Raw genomic sequence first — 17688 nt, forward strand, 5'->3', positions numbered from 1 at the left:
GAGCCATTATGATAACTGCCATTATTCGCTGGTCTGTTAGCAATCGCTTTTTTGTGTTGTTGCTTACATTAATTTTACTGGGTGGAGGGTTGTTTGCTGTAAAAAATACTCCAGTGGATGCCTTGCCTGACTTATCTGATGTTCAGGTCATTATAAAAACCACTTACCCGGGGCAAGCGCCGCAAGTAGTGCAAGACCAAGTTACATTTCCGCTCACCACAGCAATGCTTTCTGTGCCGGGTGCACAAACTGTAAGGGGTTTTTCGTTTTTTGGAGACTCGTACGTTTACGTTATTTTTGACGAAAAAACCGATTTGTATTGGGCGCGTAGCCGAGTACAAGAATACCTAAGCCAAGTAGCGAGTAGATTACCCGATAGCGCTACGCCAGAGCTTGGCCCTGATGCAACAGGCGTAGGTTGGATTTACTTATACGCACTAATTGATAAAACAAATAAACACGATATTAGTCAGCTACGAAGCTTACAAGATTGGTTTTTAAAGTTTGAGCTACAAACTGTGCCCGGTGTATCTGAAGTGGCTGCTGTTGGTGGCATGGTTAAGCAATACCAAGTCAATGTAGAGCCCGATAAATTACGTGCTTATGGTATCCCGCTTAGCCTCATTCAAACCGCTATTCAACAAGGCAACCAAGAGATGGGCGCCTCAGTAGTTGAAATGGCTGAAGCAGAATACATGGTAACAAGCACAGGCTACATTAAGAGTGTTGCCGACTTGGAAGCTATTCCGCTTGGTGTAAACGCCAACGGTACTGCGCTGCAATTACGTGATGTAGCCGATATTAGAGTCGGACCGCAAATGCGCCGTGGTATTGCAGAACTGAATGGTGAAGGCGAGGTAACCGGCGGCATTGTTATTATGCGCTATGGCGAAAATGCACAAAAAACCATTGAGCTCGTAAAAGCAAAATTAGAATCGCTTAAAAAGGGATTGCCAGAGGGCGTTGAAATAGTCCCTGTGTACGATCGCTCCAACTTAATAAATAACGCGGTAGATAATTTAACAAGTAAGCTAATTGAAGAGCTTATTGTAGTTGCCTTAGTATGTGTAGTGTTTTTGTTTCATGTGCGCTCATCGCTGGTGGCGATTATTACATTACCGCTTGGAATTTTAACGGCATTTATAATTATGTATTGGCAGGGGATTAACGCCAATATTATGTCTTTAGGAGGAATTGCAATAGCGATAGGCGCAATGACTGACGGTGCTATCGTTATGATTGAAAATATGCATAAACATATGGAAAAAACCCCCCTTACCAACGAAAACCGCTGGGAAGTTGTGGCTAAATCGGCGAGTGAAGTGGGTCCTGCATTATTTTTTAGTTTATTAATTATTACCGTCAGCTTTATGCCGGTATTTATTTTAGAAGCGCAAGAAGGACGTATGTTTGCGCCACTGGCTTACACTAAAACCTATGCTATGGCAGCGTCTGCTGGGCTTGCGATTACCTTAGTGCCGGTATTGATGGGTTACTTTATTAGAGGTAAAGTTATTTCGGAGCAAAAAAATCCAGTTAACCGATTACTCGTCGCAGCGTATCGACCACTACTTAACTGGGTGCTTAAATTTCCAAAAATGACACTGGTACTCGCGGTGGTTGTTTCTGTTATTGGCTTTTACCCGGTAAATAAAATAGGCAGTGAATTTATTCCGCCACTCGATGAGGGCGATTTAATGTATATGCCCACAACGTATCCTGGTTTATCGGTAGGTAAAGCGCGCGAAATACTACAGCAAACCGACAAGTTAATTGCCACAGTACCCGAGGTTAAAACAGTATTTGGTAAAGTTGGGCGAGCAGAAACTGCAACTGATCCTGCGCCGCTTACAATGATAGAGACGTTTATTCAGCTAAAGCCAAAAGACGAATGGCGCGAGGGTATGACTCTTGAAAAACTTAAAAAAGAACTCGACGGTTTGGTTAAGTTTCCGGGGTTGACGAATGCGTGGGTAATGCCAATTAAAACACGTATTGATATGCTCGCAACCGGTATTAAAACTCCCGTGGGCATTAAAGTTGCGGGACCAAAGTTGAGTGAAATTCAAAAAATTGGTCAACAAATAGAAGTGCTTTTAAAAGATGTGCAAGGCACCGCATCGGTTTACTCAGAGCGAGTAGCCGGTGGACGTTATATAAAAGTAGATATAAATCGTGAAAAAGCCGCGCGTTATAGCTTAAACATCAGCGACGTACAGCAAGTTGTATCTACTGCAATAGGTGGTACAAACGTAACACAAACGGTAGAAGGGCAAGAGCGTTACCCTGTTAATTTACGTTATCCGCAAGCATACAGAGACTCGCCAGAAGAGTTAATGTTGTTACCTATTGTAACGCCTACAGGGCAGCGTATAGCACTTGGTGATGTAGCCGATGTATTTATTGAAGATGGACCGCCTGGTATAAAAAGCGAAAATGCACGTTTAAACGGTTGGAGTTTTATTGATATAGATGGCGTTGATATTGGTACTTACGTTGAGCACGCTCAGCAAGTGCTCGATAAAGACCTAATACTACCTGCTGGCTACTCAATTACGTGGGCTGGGCAGTATGAATACATGCAGCGCGCTAAAGACAAACTGACTTATGTATTACCTCTTACATTAGCGATTATTATTGTATTGCTTTACCTTAATTTTAGAAGCTTTGCTGAGGTCACCATTATTATGGCTACGTTGCCACTGGCAATGATTGGCGGCGTATGGCTGATGTATTTAGAGGGCTTTAACTTTTCAGTTGCAGTAGGTGTAGGCTTTATTGCCTTAGCCGGTGTTGCGGTAGAAATAGGGGTCATTATGTTGGTGTATTTAAACCAAGCCTATCAAGAAAAATGCCTCGAAGCAGAGCAAGCCGGAAAACCGCTTAGCTTAGTGCAATTACAGCAAGCCATTATTGAAGGTGCAGGGCTTCGAGTACGCCCGGTTATGATGACTGTCGCGACAATTATTATCGGTTTATTACCTGTACTTTATGGTACAGGCACCGGAAGCGAAGTAATGAGCCGAATAGCAGCGCCTATGGTTGGCGGTATGGGCAGTGCAATTGTACTCACCTTACTTGTTATTCCTGCTGTTTACTTGCTGTGGCGCAAACAAGGACTTAAATAATATAAAACAACAAGACTATAGAGCAATGCTGTTACTACTCACGCATTGCTCTATAAAAATTACCTATAATTTGTAAGTTGTTCTATTAAATAGCTAGTTATTACTCATATTTAAATTAACTAACTGTTTTTAAATAGCTTTTTAATTGGCACGCTTTACGCAGTGTATTACTTATACAGTCAACTAAGTAAGGAATGCACATGCAAGTTAAAACAATTAAAGAGGTATACGATTGGACCGTTTTGTTTCATACGCAAATGGCGGCTAATTTTTATAGCGTAAAGGATTTACTCGATGAACATAATGCAATGCTGGTGGACTACTACCTAAATTACGAAAAAAAACTCGCCGAAGATTTAGTCGGGTTTAAAGCGATAACTGAAATAAATACGCTCGATACGTACAGTTATGAATACTTTGCTAAAAATCCTGAGCTAATTACTTTTGAAGACATTAGTAAAGATCAGCAATTCGATGAAGAAGTCATTCAAGGCTATTTAGCACAGCAACATCAAAAAGTGATTGAGTTATATGAATACTTACTTGAACGCGCCGAAACCGAAAGTGGGCAAGAAAAGCTTCAACAAATACTAGAGCTTGAAAAGCAAGGTATAAAGCAAATGATGCAAAGTACTAATCGTCATATGGATATGTAGCTTTATAAAAGAGCGGGATTACTGAGTTTATCTCGCTCTTATTAGCTTTAAGGTGATTATTTAAAATAGCTGATGCTTGCATCGGCTTATTTTATGTCTGCGTTAAATAATCTGCAGAGCATTTTGATGGACTAAAATGGTATGCGTGTCAGTTGTATGGCACGCATAAATGGAGGTTAAACTTCTTCCGTATCTACAATTAAATCACTTGTAATTGATTCCAATGCTTCAATAACTTCGTCTTTATCCATACCATTTGGCAAAGTAACGGTAGCAACAGCGCTAAAAATAGGCACTCCCCAATTAGGTGCACTTTGTTGTCTTGAATTTAAGTGAGTAATATTCGCGCCTTTATGACGTATTACACTTGCCAGTTCTTGAACAATACCAGGACGGTCGTTACCTGTTATAACTAGATTAATTTGCTCTAGTGTTGATGGTTCAATCCCTGTGTTTCCGGTTTCAATACGAACGTCTAACTTAGGTAACTTATTTAAAGCACTTTGTAATGATTGAAAATGCTCCTCAGCAACTTCAAGTTGAATAATACCTGCAAAATGACCTAATAAATGGCTTAAGTTACTACTAAGCCAGTTGCCATGATTTTGTAATACGACTGATGAGATGCTCTCTACTAAACCAGGGCGATCTTTCCCTAAAATAGTTATAACCAACTGCTTCATAAATAATTCTCTTTTTAAGCCCAAAGAAAGTAAATGCATAGGCATTAAGTATGTTGTCTAATTTAAATTGTGTGTTGTTGCACTTTTTATAAATCTTTGATTATAAATTAAAAAAATGAATATAGTTGTGTTGACTATACGCAGTGTTAATAGTCATTATTATTTACTAAGTACTCTTTTAGTATTGACCTCGATAAATACTTTGTCCAATTATTTTATAATTTAGTTCACTTATAAATCATCGATTTGAAGTTAATTTAGACATTTATCTCCCTAGTATTATTTAAAACCGTTTTAAAGTGCTTATTGTTACCGTTGTAACAATACTGTCATCTTGATGAAATATAATTTATGCAACGTTAAGATTTAAGGGTGTTTTGATGACTTCAAATCCGAATAAGCCGACTTTTAATACGGATCGAAGCCGTCTATTTAAAGATCGGTTTGCTAAATTTGGGATAACCGCAGGTGGGATAATGGTATTGGTAGCGCTGCTATTAATATTCTTTTACCTTCTTTATGTAGTACAGCCAATTTTTGAATCAGCAAAAGTAGAAAAGCGCGATAGCTTTCATGTTGCTAATTCACAGCAAATAGTAGGTTTAGGCGTAGAAGAGCAAACTGAAGTAGCTTATTTACTAAGTCAGCAGGGTCAGGTTGATTTTTACAGTGTTGAGTCAGGTAGTTTTGGTAAAAAACTCAAAACACTTAATGCAGATTTACCAAGTGATGCAACAAGCTTTGCAACAAGCGCGCCTTTTCAAGGGCATTATGCGTTTGGTTTAGAAGATGGCACCGTAATGGTTGTTGCACCTAAATTTTTAGTTACCTTTCCAAATAACGAGCGTAAATTAACACCTCGCTTAGGTTTTCCTCTAGGGGAAATGGCTTTAGAAGTAGATGAACAAGGTGCAGCTATTAAACGCTTTGCATTTAGTCACTATGAAGACAAAACAGCGGTTGTAGCTCTTACAGAAGATAAGCGTGTATTATTTAGCAGCTTTATTGCTGAAGAGAATATGTTTACCGGTGAAGTAGAGTGGGTTGTTGAGCGTACAGAACTTGATGTTAATGGACGTGTAGACGAGTTATTAATGTCGCCAGATACAACACGTACTTTTGTACGTTCTGCTAATCAAGTGTATGTATACGATACGCGTGACCCAAGTGATGTAGAGCAAATTCAGTTGCTTTCGGCTAACGAAGAAAATGCAAATATTGTATCTGCACAACTGCTAGCGGGCGCAAACTCACTCATGCTTGCTAATGATAACGGTGAGATTTCGCAGTGGTTTGAAGTAAACACTGACACAGGCCGTGAATATCAAAAGATTCGCTCATTTGAAACAGCTAAGCAAAGTAAATTAAGTGTATTTACTGAGTTTTATCGTCGTACTTTTTTTACTACCGGCAATAATGGTGAGCTAGGTGTGTACTACACAACCAGCGAAGCAAAACTTTGGCAGGGAAAAGTAAGTGAAGGCGCAATAGAAAACTTTGCAATTGCACCACGTTCAAATGCTGCGTTAATTTTAGCGGATAATAAGCTAATAGTGTTAGACATTCATAACGAGCACCCAGAAGTTACTTGGTCAGCACTTTGGCAAGAAGTGTGGTACGAAGGTTACCCAGAGCCAGGTTATATTTGGCAGTCAACATCAGCCAGTGACGACTTTGAATCTAAGTTTTCACTTGTGCCAATTTCGTTCGGTACATTAAAAGCAGCACTTTATGCGATGTTGTTTGCTGTACCAATCGCGCTTTCGGCGGCTATTTACACGGCATACTTTATGTCGAGCAAATTACGTAAAGTGGTTAAGCCTACCGTTGAAATAATGGAAGCATTACCAACCGTTATTTTAGGTTTTTTAGCGGGTCTTTGGTTAGCCCCATTAATAGAAGAGCACTTACCTGCCATTGTTGGGTTACTCATATTATTACCTTTAGGCATGTTAGCGACAGGTTTAGCCTGGACTAAATTACCAACAAAAATACGCCATAGAATTCCTGATGGTTCGCATTCAATCATCCTTATTCCGGTCGTTTTACTTATTGGTTGGTTTTCGTTTGCTATGAGCGAATTTGTTGAACTTTGGATGTTTGACGGCAATGTGCGTCAGTACTTAACAAATGAGCTGGGTATGACATTCGATCAACGTAACTCGCTTGTTGTAGGTATTGCGATGGGTTTTGCGGTTATTCCTACTATATTCTCAATTGCAGAAGACGCGGTATTTAGTGTTCCAAAGCATTTATCAAATGGCTCATTAGCATTAGGTGCAACGCAGTGGCAAACACTAATACGTGTTGTATTACTAACAGCAAGCCCAGGTATCTTCTCTGCGGTAATGATGGGACTTGGCCGAGCAGTTGGCGAAACCATGATTGTACTTATGGCAACCGGTAATACACCGATTATGGATTGGAGCATTTTCCAAGGTATGCGTACGCTTGCAGCAAATATTGCAGTTGAAATGCCAGAGTCAGAAGTAGGTAGTTCGCACTATAGAATATTGTTCTTAGCGGCCTTTGTATTATTCATATTCACATTCATTTTTAACACAGTCGCTGAGTTTGTTCGCCAGCAACTGCGTGAAAAATACAGCTCAATGTAAGCGGAGAGACATGACATGGTAAAGCAGTGGTTTAAGTCTGGTTCTCCTTGGATTTGGATGACCGGTGGTGCAGTGAGCATCAGTTTGATTTCAGTTTTAGGCTTATTGGCAATGATAGCCTGGAAAGGGTTAAGCTTTTTCTGGCCTTCAGAAGTTGTACAGTTTGAACTTGAAGGGTCGATTGCAAAGCAAACCGTTATTGGCGAAGTTTACGACCGTGAATTAGTACCAAAAACGCGTTTAGCCGCGACAGGTATTGATGTTAGCGGGTTTGAAAAAGAAGAAATAGAGCGCTTACTTATTAAAACAGGTAACCGCGAATATGTAGATTTAGATTTTCGTTGGATATTAGAAACCGACATAACAAATAAAACAGCACCAGCGGCGCTTGCTGTATTTGAGCGTAGTAAAAACGGTAATTTTTATGGTTATGTTGAAAGTGTAATTAAAGATGGTAAACCAGTCGAAGGCGATAAGATTGAAGCGCTACATGAGCTTGTAGAGCGTGCAGTTGACTTAAATGACGAAGCACTTGATTTGCAAAATGGTGACATTGGGCATATTAACTACGCACTTGAACGCCTTCGTTTAAAAGAAAAGGGCTACTTACTCGATAATGCACTTACTGATGAGCGTGTTGCTGAGCTTGCTCAAGAGCGTGCTGAATTACGTGCACAGTATGGTGTACTTGAAAAAGATTTATTTGCACTACGCAAGCAAGCTAAGCGTGACCACGTAACTGTAAAAGATATGCGCGGTGAGGTTGTAACGATTCCAATGTACCAAGTACTTGATGTTTGGTTTCCAAACGACATGGGCTTTTTTGCAAAGCTAGGTCACTATTTTGTACAGCTAGGTAAGTTTGTATCTGATGATCCACGTGAAGCAAATACAGAGGGCGGTGTTTTCCCTGCTATATTTGGTACTGTGTTTATGGTTATGTTGATGGCTGTAATAGTGACACCGTTTGGCGTTGTTGCTGCAATTTACTTACACGAGTACGCCGCTAAAAATGCAATCACTAAAATGATTCGTATCGCGGTGATTAACTTGGCTGGTGTTCCTTCAATTGTATATGGTGTATTTGGCCTTGGCTTTTTTGTATACATGTTAGGTGGTAGCTTAGACCAACTATTTTATCCAGAATCGTCGCCAACGCCAGTATTTGGTACGCCAGGTGTAATGTGGTCGGCATTAACGCTCGCTATACTAACGCTGCCAGTTGTTATTGTATCGACTGAAGAAGGTTTATCTCGTATTCCAAGTACCGTACGTGATGGTTCACTAGCGCTTGGCGCAACAAAAGTAGAAACGTTATGGCGCATAATTATTCCAATGGCAAGCCCTGCAATTATGACCGGTTTAATACTGGCAGTTGCGCGTGCTGCAGGTGAAGTTGCACCGTTAATGCTAGTAGGCGTCGTAAAAATGGCCCCTACATTACCACTTGATGGCAACTTCCCGTATTTTCACTTAGATAGAAAGTTCATGCACTTAGGCTTTCATATATACGATGTTGGCTTCCAAAGCCCTAATGTTGAAGCGGCACGCCCGCTGGTATACGCAACGGCCTTTTTATTGGTGTCGGTGATTATTACCCTAAACATAACGGCCATTGGTATACGTAACCATTTACGTGAAAAATTCAGATCGCTTGAACACTAATTAGTAAAGATTTTATAGGTAACAAAAATGATTACAGTCGCTCCAAAAGTAAACCAAGCTAATATAGGCCAGAAGTTAGACTTAGAAAATTTAACAGATGACCAAAAAGCGCTAGAGATTAAAGATCTCGATCTTTACTACGGTGATAAGCAAGCGCTTAATAAAGTAAATATGAACATTCCAAAAGGCCAAGTAACTGCGTTTATTGGACCATCTGGTTGTGGTAAATCAACTCTATTACGTTGTATTAACCGCATGAACGATTTGGTTGATATTTGCCGTATTGAAGGTGAAATATTACTTCACGGTCAAAATATTTACGATAAGAGCGTAGATGTAGCAGCACTTCGTCGTAATGTAGGTATGGTGTTTCAGCGTCCTAACCCATTTCCTAAATCAATTTATGAAAATGTGGTTTATGGCCTACGCTTACAAGGCATTAAAGAGAAGCGTAAGTTAGACGAAGTGGTAGAGCAATCACTTCGTGGTGCTGCTTTATGGGATGAAGTAAAAGACAGATTACACGATAGCGCGTTTGGCTTATCGGGTGGTCAGCAACAGCGTTTAGTTATTGCTCGCTCAATTGCAATTGAGCCAGAAGTTCTTTTATTAGATGAACCTACATCAGCACTTGACCCTATTTCTACTTTGGTAATCGAAGAGCTAATAAACGATTTAAAAAACCAATTTACCGTTGTTATTGTTACACATAACATGCAACAAGCAGCACGTGTATCTGATCAAACAGCCTTTATGTATATGGGCGAATTGATTGAGTACTCAGACACAAATACCTTATTTACTACACCAACGAAGAAAAAGACCGAAGATTATATTACCGGTCGTTACGGTTAATTAGCCCGTTGTAGCGTGTTGTGCAAGATTAAGAGAGAAGGTAACTATGGAACATAATATTAATAAACATATTTCTGGGCGTTTTAACCAAGAACTAGAAAATGTACGTAATCATGTATTAAGTATGGGTGGCTTAGTTGAGCAGCAGTTAAATAGTGCGCTTGATGCGGTGAGTCGTAACGATGCAGAGCTTGCTCAAAAGGTACGTCAGAACGATTATAAAGTGAATGCAATGGAAGTAAGTATTGATGAAGAGTGTACGCGTATTATTGCTCGTCGTCAGCCTGCAGCAAGTGACCTGCGTTTAGTGATTGCAATTGCTAAAACAATCGCCGATTTAGAACGTATTGGCGATGAAGCTGAGCGAATTGCTAAAGTTGCACTAGACTCATTTACCAAAGATCAGCAAGATTTATTAGTAAATATTGAAAACATGGGCCGCCAGGTTTTAAAAATGCTACACGACGTACTAGATGCATTTGCGCGTATGGATGTGCAACGTGCATTTCAAGTACATAAAGAAGATGCAAAAGTTGACCGCGAATATGAAGCCATCACACGTCAAATAATGACTTACATGATGGAAGATCCACGCTCAATACCTAAAATCATGGACTTAGTCTGGTCTGTTCGCTCATTAGAGCGTATTGGTGATCGCTGTCAGAACATTGCTGAATACATTATTTATTTTGTTAATGGCAAAGATATTCGCCATACATCTCAAGAAGATATAGAAAAATCACTATGATTTTTTATCCATCATGTATTTCTATTAAAGCGGCTTAGTGCCGCTTTGTGTATTGCAAGCTTTAGTGAAGTAATAAAAAGCGTTCACAATCTTGGTTAATACTGTAAAATTCATGCTGCAAAGCATATCAATTTGATTAAAGGGTCAGTTATGCCTACAAACGCGTTTTTAGGAGTATTTGCAAAATCTCCTATCAAACCAATGGAAGAACACATCAAGAAGGTTCATCAAGCAAGTAAAGCTTTGATACCTTTTTTTAATCACGTATTTAAAGAAGAGTGGGTACAAGCAGAAGAGCTTCGCATCACTATTCGCAATTTAGAACGTGAAGCTGATGATATGAAAAGAGATATACGTTTACAATTACCGCGTGGTTTATTCATGCCGGTAGAGCGTACAGATCTTCTCGAACTAGTAACTCAACAAGATAAAATTGCCAATAAAGCAAAAGATATTGCAGGGCGAGTGATTGGTCGTGAAATGACCATTCCAAAAGTTATGCAAGCTGATTTCTTAGCTTACTTAACCCGTTGTGTAGATGCGACTAAACAAGCATCTAAAGCAATTAACGAATTAGAAGAATTGCTAGAAACGGGTTTTAAAGGTCGAGAAGTCACCTTAGTAGAAAAAATGTTAGTTGAATTGGATGCCATAGAACAAGACACGGACGAAATGCAGATAAAAGTACGCCGCCAGCTACGTGATGTAGAGGGTGAGTTAAATCCAATTGATGTTATGTTTTTGTACAAAATCATTGAATGGGTTGGCGAGCTTGCAGATATTGCAGAGCGCGTAGGATCACGTCTTGAGCTGATGTTAGCTCGTTAATTTAAAATCAGTTCAAACACGAAAGATTAAGGTTTTACAATGGATATCATTGCATCTTACGGCACGGTATTAATTTTAATTGCCGCAGCAGTCGGCTTTTTTATGGCTTATGGTATTGGCGCGAACGACGTAGCGAACGCCATGGGCACATCTGTAGGTTCAAAAGCGCTAACAATCAAACAAGCTATTTTTATAGCGATGATTTTTGAATTTGCAGGCGCTTACTTAGCAGGTGGTGAGGTTACATCAACAATTCGTAAAGGAATTATCGATGCCGCACCATTTGCAGACATTCCTGAACTTATGGTTCTGGGTATGATTTCGTCTTTATTTGCAGCGGGTGCTTGGTTATTAATGGCCTCGTTCTTGGGTTGGCCAGTATCAACGACTCACTCAATCATTGGTGCAATCATTGGTTTTGCGTTAGTTGCTGTTGGTACTGAGGCGATTCAATGGGATAAAGTAGGTGGTATTGTTGGTAGTTGGATTATAACGCCCGCCATATCAGGCTTTATTGCATACTTAATATTTATGAGTGCACAAAAACTTATTTTTAATACAGATGCACCACTAAAAAATGCTAAACGCTATGTACCACTTTATATGGGTTTAGCAGGTTTTATAATGGCCTTGGTTACAATTAAAAAAGGCTTAAAGCATGTTGGTGTTGATTTAGGTGCAGCCGAAGGGTACGCCTTAGCAATAGCTGTAGCAGTTGTCGTTGCTATAATTGGTAAAATTGCTATTTCTCGTTTAAATATCGATCCAAAAGCAGATAAACAAATGCAATTCAACAATGTTGAAAAAGTGTTTGCTGTTCTTATGGTATTAACAGCATGTTGTATGGCCTTTGCACATGGTTCTAACGATGTTGCTAATGCAATCGGTCCACTAGCTGCTGTTGTAAATATTGTTGAAAACAATGGTGAAATTGCTAAAAAAGCGGCTATTGCTTGGTGGATTCTACCTCTAGGTGGTTTTGGTATTGTTGCGGGTCTTGCTATTTTGGGCAAAAAAGTAATTAAAACGATTGGTGAAGGCATTACACATTTAACGCCTAGCCGTGGTTTTGCTGCTGAACTAGCCGCTGCTTCTACCGTTGTAATTGCATCAGGTACTGGTATGCCAATCTCTACTACTCAAACCTTAGTAGGTGCGGTATTAGGTGTAGGTATGGCACGTGGAATTGGTGCACTTAACATGGGTGTTATCAGAAACATTGTAGTTTCTTGGGTAATTACATTGCCAGTTGGCGCTGCCCTTGCTATTGTTATTTTCTACGTACTAAGAACCGCATTTGGGGTTTAACAAAAAAGTACTCAAAGACTTTTAGCTTGAAAAGATCTCAATGCCCTAGGTGTTGGGGTCTTTTTATTTGTGGAAAGAAAAAATGACCAATCTTCCAAGTATCAAACAGCTACAGTATTTATTAGCTGTTCATCAACATCAGCACTTTGGCAGAGCTGCCAGTGCCTGTTTTATTGGGCAATCTACTTTAAGCAGTGCTATTCAAAATCTTGAAGAAACGTTGGGTTGCCAGCTTATTGAACGCGAAAATCGCAGCCTTATGTTTACCAGTATTGGTGAAGAAGTTGTTGAGCGCTCTCGTAAAATAATTAACGATACAATTAGTTTAAAAGAGCTCACTAAAAGCTTTTTAACACCGCTGAGTGGTAAATTAACAGTGGGTGTTATACCTACAATTGCTAGCTTTATAGCGGCTCCTCTGTATCACTTTTGTAAAGAAACCTTTTGTGATTTAGAGTTGGTATTAATAGAAGATACGAGTGATAAGCTACTGGATAAACTTGAGCATGGGCATATTGATTTAGCGCTACTTGCACTACCATACGAAACCGATAAATTTCATACACAAGTATTGGCAAAAGATCAGTTTAGTTTAGTGCACCATAAGGACTACAGCGCTGCAAAGGGCGTAGTCGACTTTAATCTATTACCAGAGGCTAGCGTATTCTTACTCGAGCGTGAGCACTGTATGACAGGCCATGCGCTTAGTGCATGTCATTTAAACCGTGCTAGTTGTATTAACCCATTTGAAGCAGCAAGCTTGCATACATTATTGAGTATGGTTGAGCATCAGCTCGGGGTGACTTTTTTACCACAAATGGCGATTAACGCCGGAATTTTAGATAATAAAAATATGGTGGCAACACCATCACAAAGCGATGCATATAGAGATATTGGCATATTGTGGCGGAAAACTACGGGGCGGATCCGCGACTTTAAGTTATTTAGTCAACAGCTTGAGATATTTTTAAAGCGCCAATGTAGTTTAGATTTTTCTAAATAAGAATAGTAAATGAATGAAAGCAGCCTATAAAGGCTGCTTTTGATTTTTAAGATGGCTTTCAAAAGGCTCAAGTCCGGGTAAAAATAGTAAATAAATCCATACCACCAAGTTAAAGTAAGGCACGCAACCTAATACAGTAAAAACCTTAACTGGGTAGCCTTTAATATTTGCGTAACGATAACACTGATACGCGATTGCAAAATGTATAATCAGTAATAACATAACTAGCTGTGTCATACCTTTCTCCTTAAAAGCTTAAATAGCTTTGAAACCCACTATAAATATCAGTACTACGTCGCCAAAAGGTAATGTCATGTTTTTAAAGTGAAATACATTAAAACGCACGACATTTTTTATTTGATACTGAAAGTATAGGCAAGAAAGGTAATATTGGTAGTAACAAATTGTTTAATTTTGTTTATTTTGGGCTAGCTTGTTGTTGGTAAAACGTTTTATTTTTTGAAATTTTTTCAAGTTCATCTTTTACTTTTTCAACAGGTACTGGGCGTGCAATAAAGTAGCCTTGTCCATAATCAACACCTATCTCTTTTAGTGCAAAAAATATCTCTTCGTTTTCAACGTACTCAGCTACAGAGCGCTTATCGAGAGACCGACTAATATCATTTATTGCTTTTACTAACGCTAAGTCTATAGGGTCATTAAGCATGTCGCTTACAAATGAGCCATCAATTTTTACATGTTGTGCTGGAAGCTGCTTTAAATAGTTAAATGTACTAAAGCCAGTTCCAAAATCGTCAATAGAAAAATGACAGCCTAAGCTATTAAGCTTCTCAATCATTTTACGAGTCGCTTTTAAGTTGTTAATACTTGCTGATTCAGTTATTTCAAAAATTATCCGCGAAGGGGGCACGTTATACTTTTCAAGATTTGATTCAATTAATGGCAATAAGCGTTCATCTAAGAATGATTGTGCTGACAAATTAATAGCAACTTGGTTTAACTCTGGGTGCTTAGACACACAAGCAACGGCATTACGTATAACGCATTGATCCATCAAAAATGTGTCGTTAAGCATCTCTAAAGAGGGAATAAATTGATTTGGGTACACAAGTTTACCTTTGAGTTTTAAGCGTAAGAGCGCTTCAAAATAAGCAACTTTACACTCTTTAAAATCCCAAATAGGTTGGTAATGCAGTTCAATATTATCTTGCTGCAGTGCTTGTCGAATTTCGTGACCCCATTCAAGCCCAGTTTGAAGCGTATTGTTTTGAGCGTCCTCTTTTGAGTAGCAATGTACTAAGTTACGCCCTAAATTTTTGGCAATATACAAAGCAATATCGGCTTGTTTTAAACACTCATTAGGGTCGTTATTTTGTGTCGTGATTTGAGTTAAACCAATAGAGCAGCTAATAGTGTATATCTGATCTTCTGATTTAAAAGCATGTTTTTCTATCGCGCTGCACACACCTTCAGCAATAAGGTGTGCATCCAGTAAATTCATATCGGTAAGTATGACTGCAAACTCATCGCCGCCTATTCGGCACACCAAATGGTCTTCGCCAATATTTGTTTTAAATAATTGCGCCACTTCTTTTAATACTATGTCACCTTGGTGGTGACCTTTGCTGTCGTTTATTATTTTAAAGTGATCGAGGTCAATATAAATAACAGCATGCTCTATGCCATCATACGTGTATTTATCTTGGCATATTTTATTAAGCTGTTGATCAAAGTAATAACGGTTATGTAAACCAGTTAATGGGTCATGGTGTGCTAAATGACGTAGTTGAATTTCTGCTTGTTTACGTTCGTGTATGTTGTCGATAGTGGCGGTTATGGTCGCGTTATTACGACTATTTTTGATTAGCTGTAATCTGCATTCGACCCAGATTAAATTGCCATTTTTATGGGTGAGCTTTACTTCTATTTGTTGCTGTTGCTCGCCACCATGTAAAATGTCATTAATAGTATAATTTAGTCTTCCTTTATCTTCGTTATTACAATAAGCGCTTAATGGGGTTTGTAGTGATGATTTAACACCAAAACCGCTTAATGTCTCCCATGCAGGGTTAATAAAACGAATATGCCCTTGCTGATCAAGCTCTAAAACAACCGTATTCAAATGCAATAAAATACGCTGATGAGCCGAAAATAACTCTTTGTAACGCACTTCGCTCACGCTTAGCTGCTCTACTTTGTAAGCAAACTCAGCATAACTCACCATAAAATCTTCACGTCGTGCGGCATGGTCACACACTTTATTTAAAAATGAAGGGTCGTATGGGGCTCTAATAAAATCGGTAACACCAGACAGCAAAAGCTGCTCAGCGTAATCAGCATCATCACTTTCTATAATTGTAACAATAGCTTGTTTAGAATTGTGCTGTAGGATTTCTTCAACGAGTACACTCGAGCTCTCTGCACTTGATGTAGTGGCATCGAGTAGCACAATTGAAAACTGCTGTTGGTTGTAAGCGTTTAGTGCTGCTTTGGCTGAGGTAACGTGAGTAATAGCAAAGTTTAACTTTAACTGTTCACTTATTTTGTCGGCCGTATTTTGAAGTGGCTCTAATAATAATAAGTTTAGCCGGCTACTTTTTTCTAAGTGAGTAGATAAAACATTCGCAAGTACTTGAGGGAGCATGTCTTTATGTTCAAACGGCAGTACAGCATCTATCCCGTAGCTTCGGGCTGTTGTTTCTGCAATACGCTCACAGTAAATTGGCGGAATAAGTAAAATTGGGGTGTTTTTCGGTGTTTTTAATAATCCTGAGCGGATCATCCTCGAAAAGCGCCAGCCGTCAATTTTCCCAACATTAATGCCCGTTATTATAATATCAACAGGGTGTTGTTTTAAAAGCTTTAAAGCTTGTTGGCTATCTTGCGCATCAATAAAGGTAAATACATTTAAGCTATCTAAAGTGCCTTTAATCGCGCGGCGTTCAGCACTACTTGCGTTTAATATTAGCAATTTAAGCTGGTTTGGCACGTGTTGAACACCCCTAATGTAACTTATAATAATTCAGCCGAACAAGAATAGTGACATTTAACCATAAGAACAAGAAAATTTAATGATAAACACGCAAACAAGATATTATAAGTTTGGCTGATTTCTTGAGCTTAATATCCGATACATATACACTTGGCGCGATTTTAAATGATGTGGATTACTAATTATGCGCGTGGCTGACTTTAGCTTTGACTTACCTGATGAATTAATAGCTCGTTTTCCTAAAGCGGACAGAACTAGCAGCCGTTTACTTACTTTAGATGGCCCAAGCGGAACTCTAGAACATAAAGTGTTTAGCGACATACTTGATTTAGTAAACGAAGGCGATTTGTTAGTCTTTAACAATACACGCGTTATTCCAGCACGTATGTTTGGTCAAAAAGCCTCTGGCGGCAAAGTTGAAGTGCTTGTAGAGCGAGTGCTAGATGAACATCGCGTACTTGCGCACGTACGCGCGAGCAAGTCGCTTAAGGTTGGTAACGAAGTTATTCTTGAAGGCAAAGCCAAGGCAATAATGGTTGCACGCCACGATACATTATTTGAGCTTGAGTTTGATCATAGCCAAAACGTGCTAGATATACTTAATGATATTGGTCATATGCCACTGCCTCCTTATATTGACCGACCTGATACCGAAGCTGATCGCGAGCGTTACCAAACTGTTTATGGAGAAAAGCCAGGTGCAGTTGCTGCGCCAACAGCGGGCTTACATTTTGACGATAAGTTAATGACGGCACTAAAAGATAAAGGTGTAAACATGGCTTTTGTTACTTTGCACGTTGGCGCCGGTACTTTTCAGCCAGTACGAGTGGATAGTGTTGATGAGCATGTAATGCATTCCGAGTACATAGAAGTGCCCGATGATGTAGTTGCTGCCGTTGCACAAACCAAAGCAAGTGGCGGGCGTGTAATTGCGGTTGGCACAACTTCAGTACGCTCATTAGAGTCGGCAGCTAAAGTTCACGGCGGCAAGTTAGATACGTATTTTGGTGATACCGATATATTTATTTTTCCGGGTTACCAATTTAATGTTGTTGATGCCATGGTCACTAATTTTCACTTACCTGAGTCAACACTCATTATGTTAGTAAGTGCTTTTAGCGGACAAGACAATATTATGGGCGCATACAATACCGCAATTGAACAAAAATACCGCTTTTTTAGTTACGGTGATGCGATGTTTTTAACACGCAAGTAACAGCTTGTTATTTAATACTCAGTAAAAAAC

At 39.3% G+C, this 17688-nt stretch carries 13 protein-coding genes; 10 read left to right on the top strand and 3 right to left on the bottom strand.

The window, feature by feature from the left end; translation table 11 throughout:
• Positions 1-8: 8 nt before the first annotated feature.
• Together I6E72_RS06675 and I6E72_RS06680 are read left to right on the top strand one after the other, a co-directional pair.
• The gene (locus I6E72_RS06675; RefSeq protein ID WP_007586458.1) at positions 9-3128 is read left to right on the top strand and encodes an efflux RND transporter permease subunit; all 3120 of its coding nucleotides are present in this window, start codon (positions 9-11) and stop codon (positions 3126-3128) included.
• A gap of 200 nt (positions 3129-3328) precedes the next feature.
• A complete protein-coding gene (locus I6E72_RS06680; protein WP_007586459.1) occupies positions 3329-3784 on the top strand; it encodes a hypothetical protein in 456 nt (151 codons plus the stop codon).
• A gap of 176 nt (positions 3785-3960) precedes the next feature.
• Here the strand turns inward: I6E72_RS06680 and I6E72_RS06685 are convergent, their stop codons facing one another.
• Positions 3961-4467 (bottom strand): glycine cleavage system protein R, encoded by a 507-nt coding sequence (locus I6E72_RS06685; protein ID WP_024590589.1) that lies wholly within the window; start codon positions 4465-4467, stop codon positions 3961-3963.
• A 380-nt stretch (positions 4468-4847) separates the two neighbouring features.
• Here I6E72_RS06685 and I6E72_RS06690 point away from each other — a divergent pair, with 380 nt between their 5' ends.
• The 7 genes from I6E72_RS06690 (at position 4848) to I6E72_RS06720 (ending at position 13489) form a co-directional block, all read left to right on the top strand.
• Positions 4848-7082: an ABC transporter permease subunit gene (locus I6E72_RS06690; RefSeq protein ID WP_197111559.1), complete on the top strand. Its 2235-nt coding sequence runs from the start codon at positions 4848-4850 to the stop codon at positions 7080-7082.
• A gap of 15 nt (positions 7083-7097) precedes the next feature.
• On the top strand, positions 7098-8747 hold the full coding sequence (gene pstA, locus I6E72_RS06695) for a phosphate ABC transporter permease PstA (RefSeq protein ID WP_197111561.1): 1650 nt from the start codon (positions 7098-7100) through the stop codon (positions 8745-8747).
• A gap of 27 nt (positions 8748-8774) precedes the next feature.
• Entirely contained in the window at positions 8775-9602 is an 828-nt protein-coding gene (pstB, locus tag I6E72_RS06700; protein WP_007586464.1) for a phosphate ABC transporter ATP-binding protein PstB, read from the top strand.
• A gap of 46 nt (positions 9603-9648) precedes the next feature.
• Positions 9649-10350, top strand: coding sequence for a phosphate signaling complex protein PhoU (gene phoU / locus I6E72_RS06705; protein ID WP_007586465.1), 702 nt, complete (start codon positions 9649-9651; stop codon positions 10348-10350).
• 150 nt (positions 10351-10500) lie between these two features.
• Entirely contained in the window at positions 10501-11178 is a 678-nt protein-coding gene (locus I6E72_RS06710; protein ID WP_002957838.1) for a TIGR00153 family protein, read from the top strand.
• A gap of 39 nt (positions 11179-11217) precedes the next feature.
• Positions 11218-12486, top strand: coding sequence for an inorganic phosphate transporter (locus I6E72_RS06715; RefSeq protein WP_007586466.1), 1269 nt, complete (start codon positions 11218-11220; stop codon positions 12484-12486).
• Positions 12487-12568: 82 nt separating this feature from the next.
• On the top strand, positions 12569-13489 hold the full coding sequence (locus tag I6E72_RS06720; protein ID WP_007586467.1) for a hydrogen peroxide-inducible genes activator: 921 nt from the start codon (positions 12569-12571) through the stop codon (positions 13487-13489).
• A 24-nt stretch (positions 13490-13513) separates the two neighbouring features.
• Here the strand turns inward: I6E72_RS06720 and I6E72_RS06725 are convergent, their stop codons facing one another.
• Together I6E72_RS06725 and I6E72_RS06730 are read right to left on the bottom strand one after the other, a co-directional pair.
• Positions 13514-13726 (bottom strand): hypothetical protein, encoded by a 213-nt coding sequence (locus I6E72_RS06725; protein WP_197111563.1) that lies wholly within the window; start codon positions 13724-13726, stop codon positions 13514-13516.
• Positions 13727-13907: 181 nt separating this feature from the next.
• Positions 13908-16439, bottom strand: coding sequence for a two-component system response regulator (locus I6E72_RS06730; RefSeq protein WP_165722424.1), 2532 nt, complete (start codon positions 16437-16439; stop codon positions 13908-13910).
• 187 nt (positions 16440-16626) lie between these two features.
• Between I6E72_RS06730 and queA the strand changes: the two genes are divergently transcribed.
• Complete coding sequence (gene queA / locus I6E72_RS06735; protein ID WP_010554380.1) at positions 16627-17658, top strand: tRNA preQ1(34) S-adenosylmethionine ribosyltransferase-isomerase QueA; 1032 nt, start codon at positions 16627-16629, stop codon at positions 17656-17658.
• Positions 17659-17688: the final 30 nt, after the last annotated feature.

Source organism: Pseudoalteromonas sp. NSLLW24, from assembly GCF_015864725.1.
Lineage (GTDB): Bacteria > Pseudomonadota > Gammaproteobacteria > Enterobacterales > Alteromonadaceae > Pseudoalteromonas > Pseudoalteromonas arctica.

What these genes read in the sequence shown, in the direction of transcription:
- I6E72_RS06675 (WP_007586458.1), top strand. Translation starts at nt 9, where the DNA reads ATGATAACTGCCATTATTCGCTGGTCTGTTAGCAATCGCTTTTTTGTG.
- I6E72_RS06680 (WP_007586459.1), top strand. Translation starts at nt 3,329, where the DNA reads ATGCAAGTTAAAACAATTAAAGAGGTATACGATTGGACCGTTTTGTTT.
- I6E72_RS06685 (WP_024590589.1), bottom strand. Translation starts at nt 4,467, where the DNA reads ATGAAGCAGTTGGTTATAACTATTTTAGGGAAAGATCGCCCTGGTTTA.
- I6E72_RS06690 (WP_197111559.1), top strand. Translation starts at nt 4,848, where the DNA reads ATGACTTCAAATCCGAATAAGCCGACTTTTAATACGGATCGAAGCCGT.
- pstA (WP_197111561.1), top strand. Translation starts at nt 7,098, where the DNA reads ATGGTAAAGCAGTGGTTTAAGTCTGGTTCTCCTTGGATTTGGATGACC.
- pstB (WP_007586464.1), top strand. Translation starts at nt 8,775, where the DNA reads ATGATTACAGTCGCTCCAAAAGTAAACCAAGCTAATATAGGCCAGAAG.
- phoU (WP_007586465.1), top strand. Translation starts at nt 9,649, where the DNA reads ATGGAACATAATATTAATAAACATATTTCTGGGCGTTTTAACCAAGAA.
- I6E72_RS06710 (WP_002957838.1), top strand. Translation starts at nt 10,501, where the DNA reads ATGCCTACAAACGCGTTTTTAGGAGTATTTGCAAAATCTCCTATCAAA.
- I6E72_RS06715 (WP_007586466.1), top strand. Translation starts at nt 11,218, where the DNA reads ATGGATATCATTGCATCTTACGGCACGGTATTAATTTTAATTGCCGCA.
- I6E72_RS06720 (WP_007586467.1), top strand. Translation starts at nt 12,569, where the DNA reads ATGACCAATCTTCCAAGTATCAAACAGCTACAGTATTTATTAGCTGTT.
- I6E72_RS06725 (WP_197111563.1), bottom strand. Translation starts at nt 13,726, where the DNA reads ATGACACAGCTAGTTATGTTATTACTGATTATACATTTTGCAATCGCG.
- queA (WP_010554380.1), top strand. Translation starts at nt 16,627, where the DNA reads ATGCGCGTGGCTGACTTTAGCTTTGACTTACCTGATGAATTAATAGCT.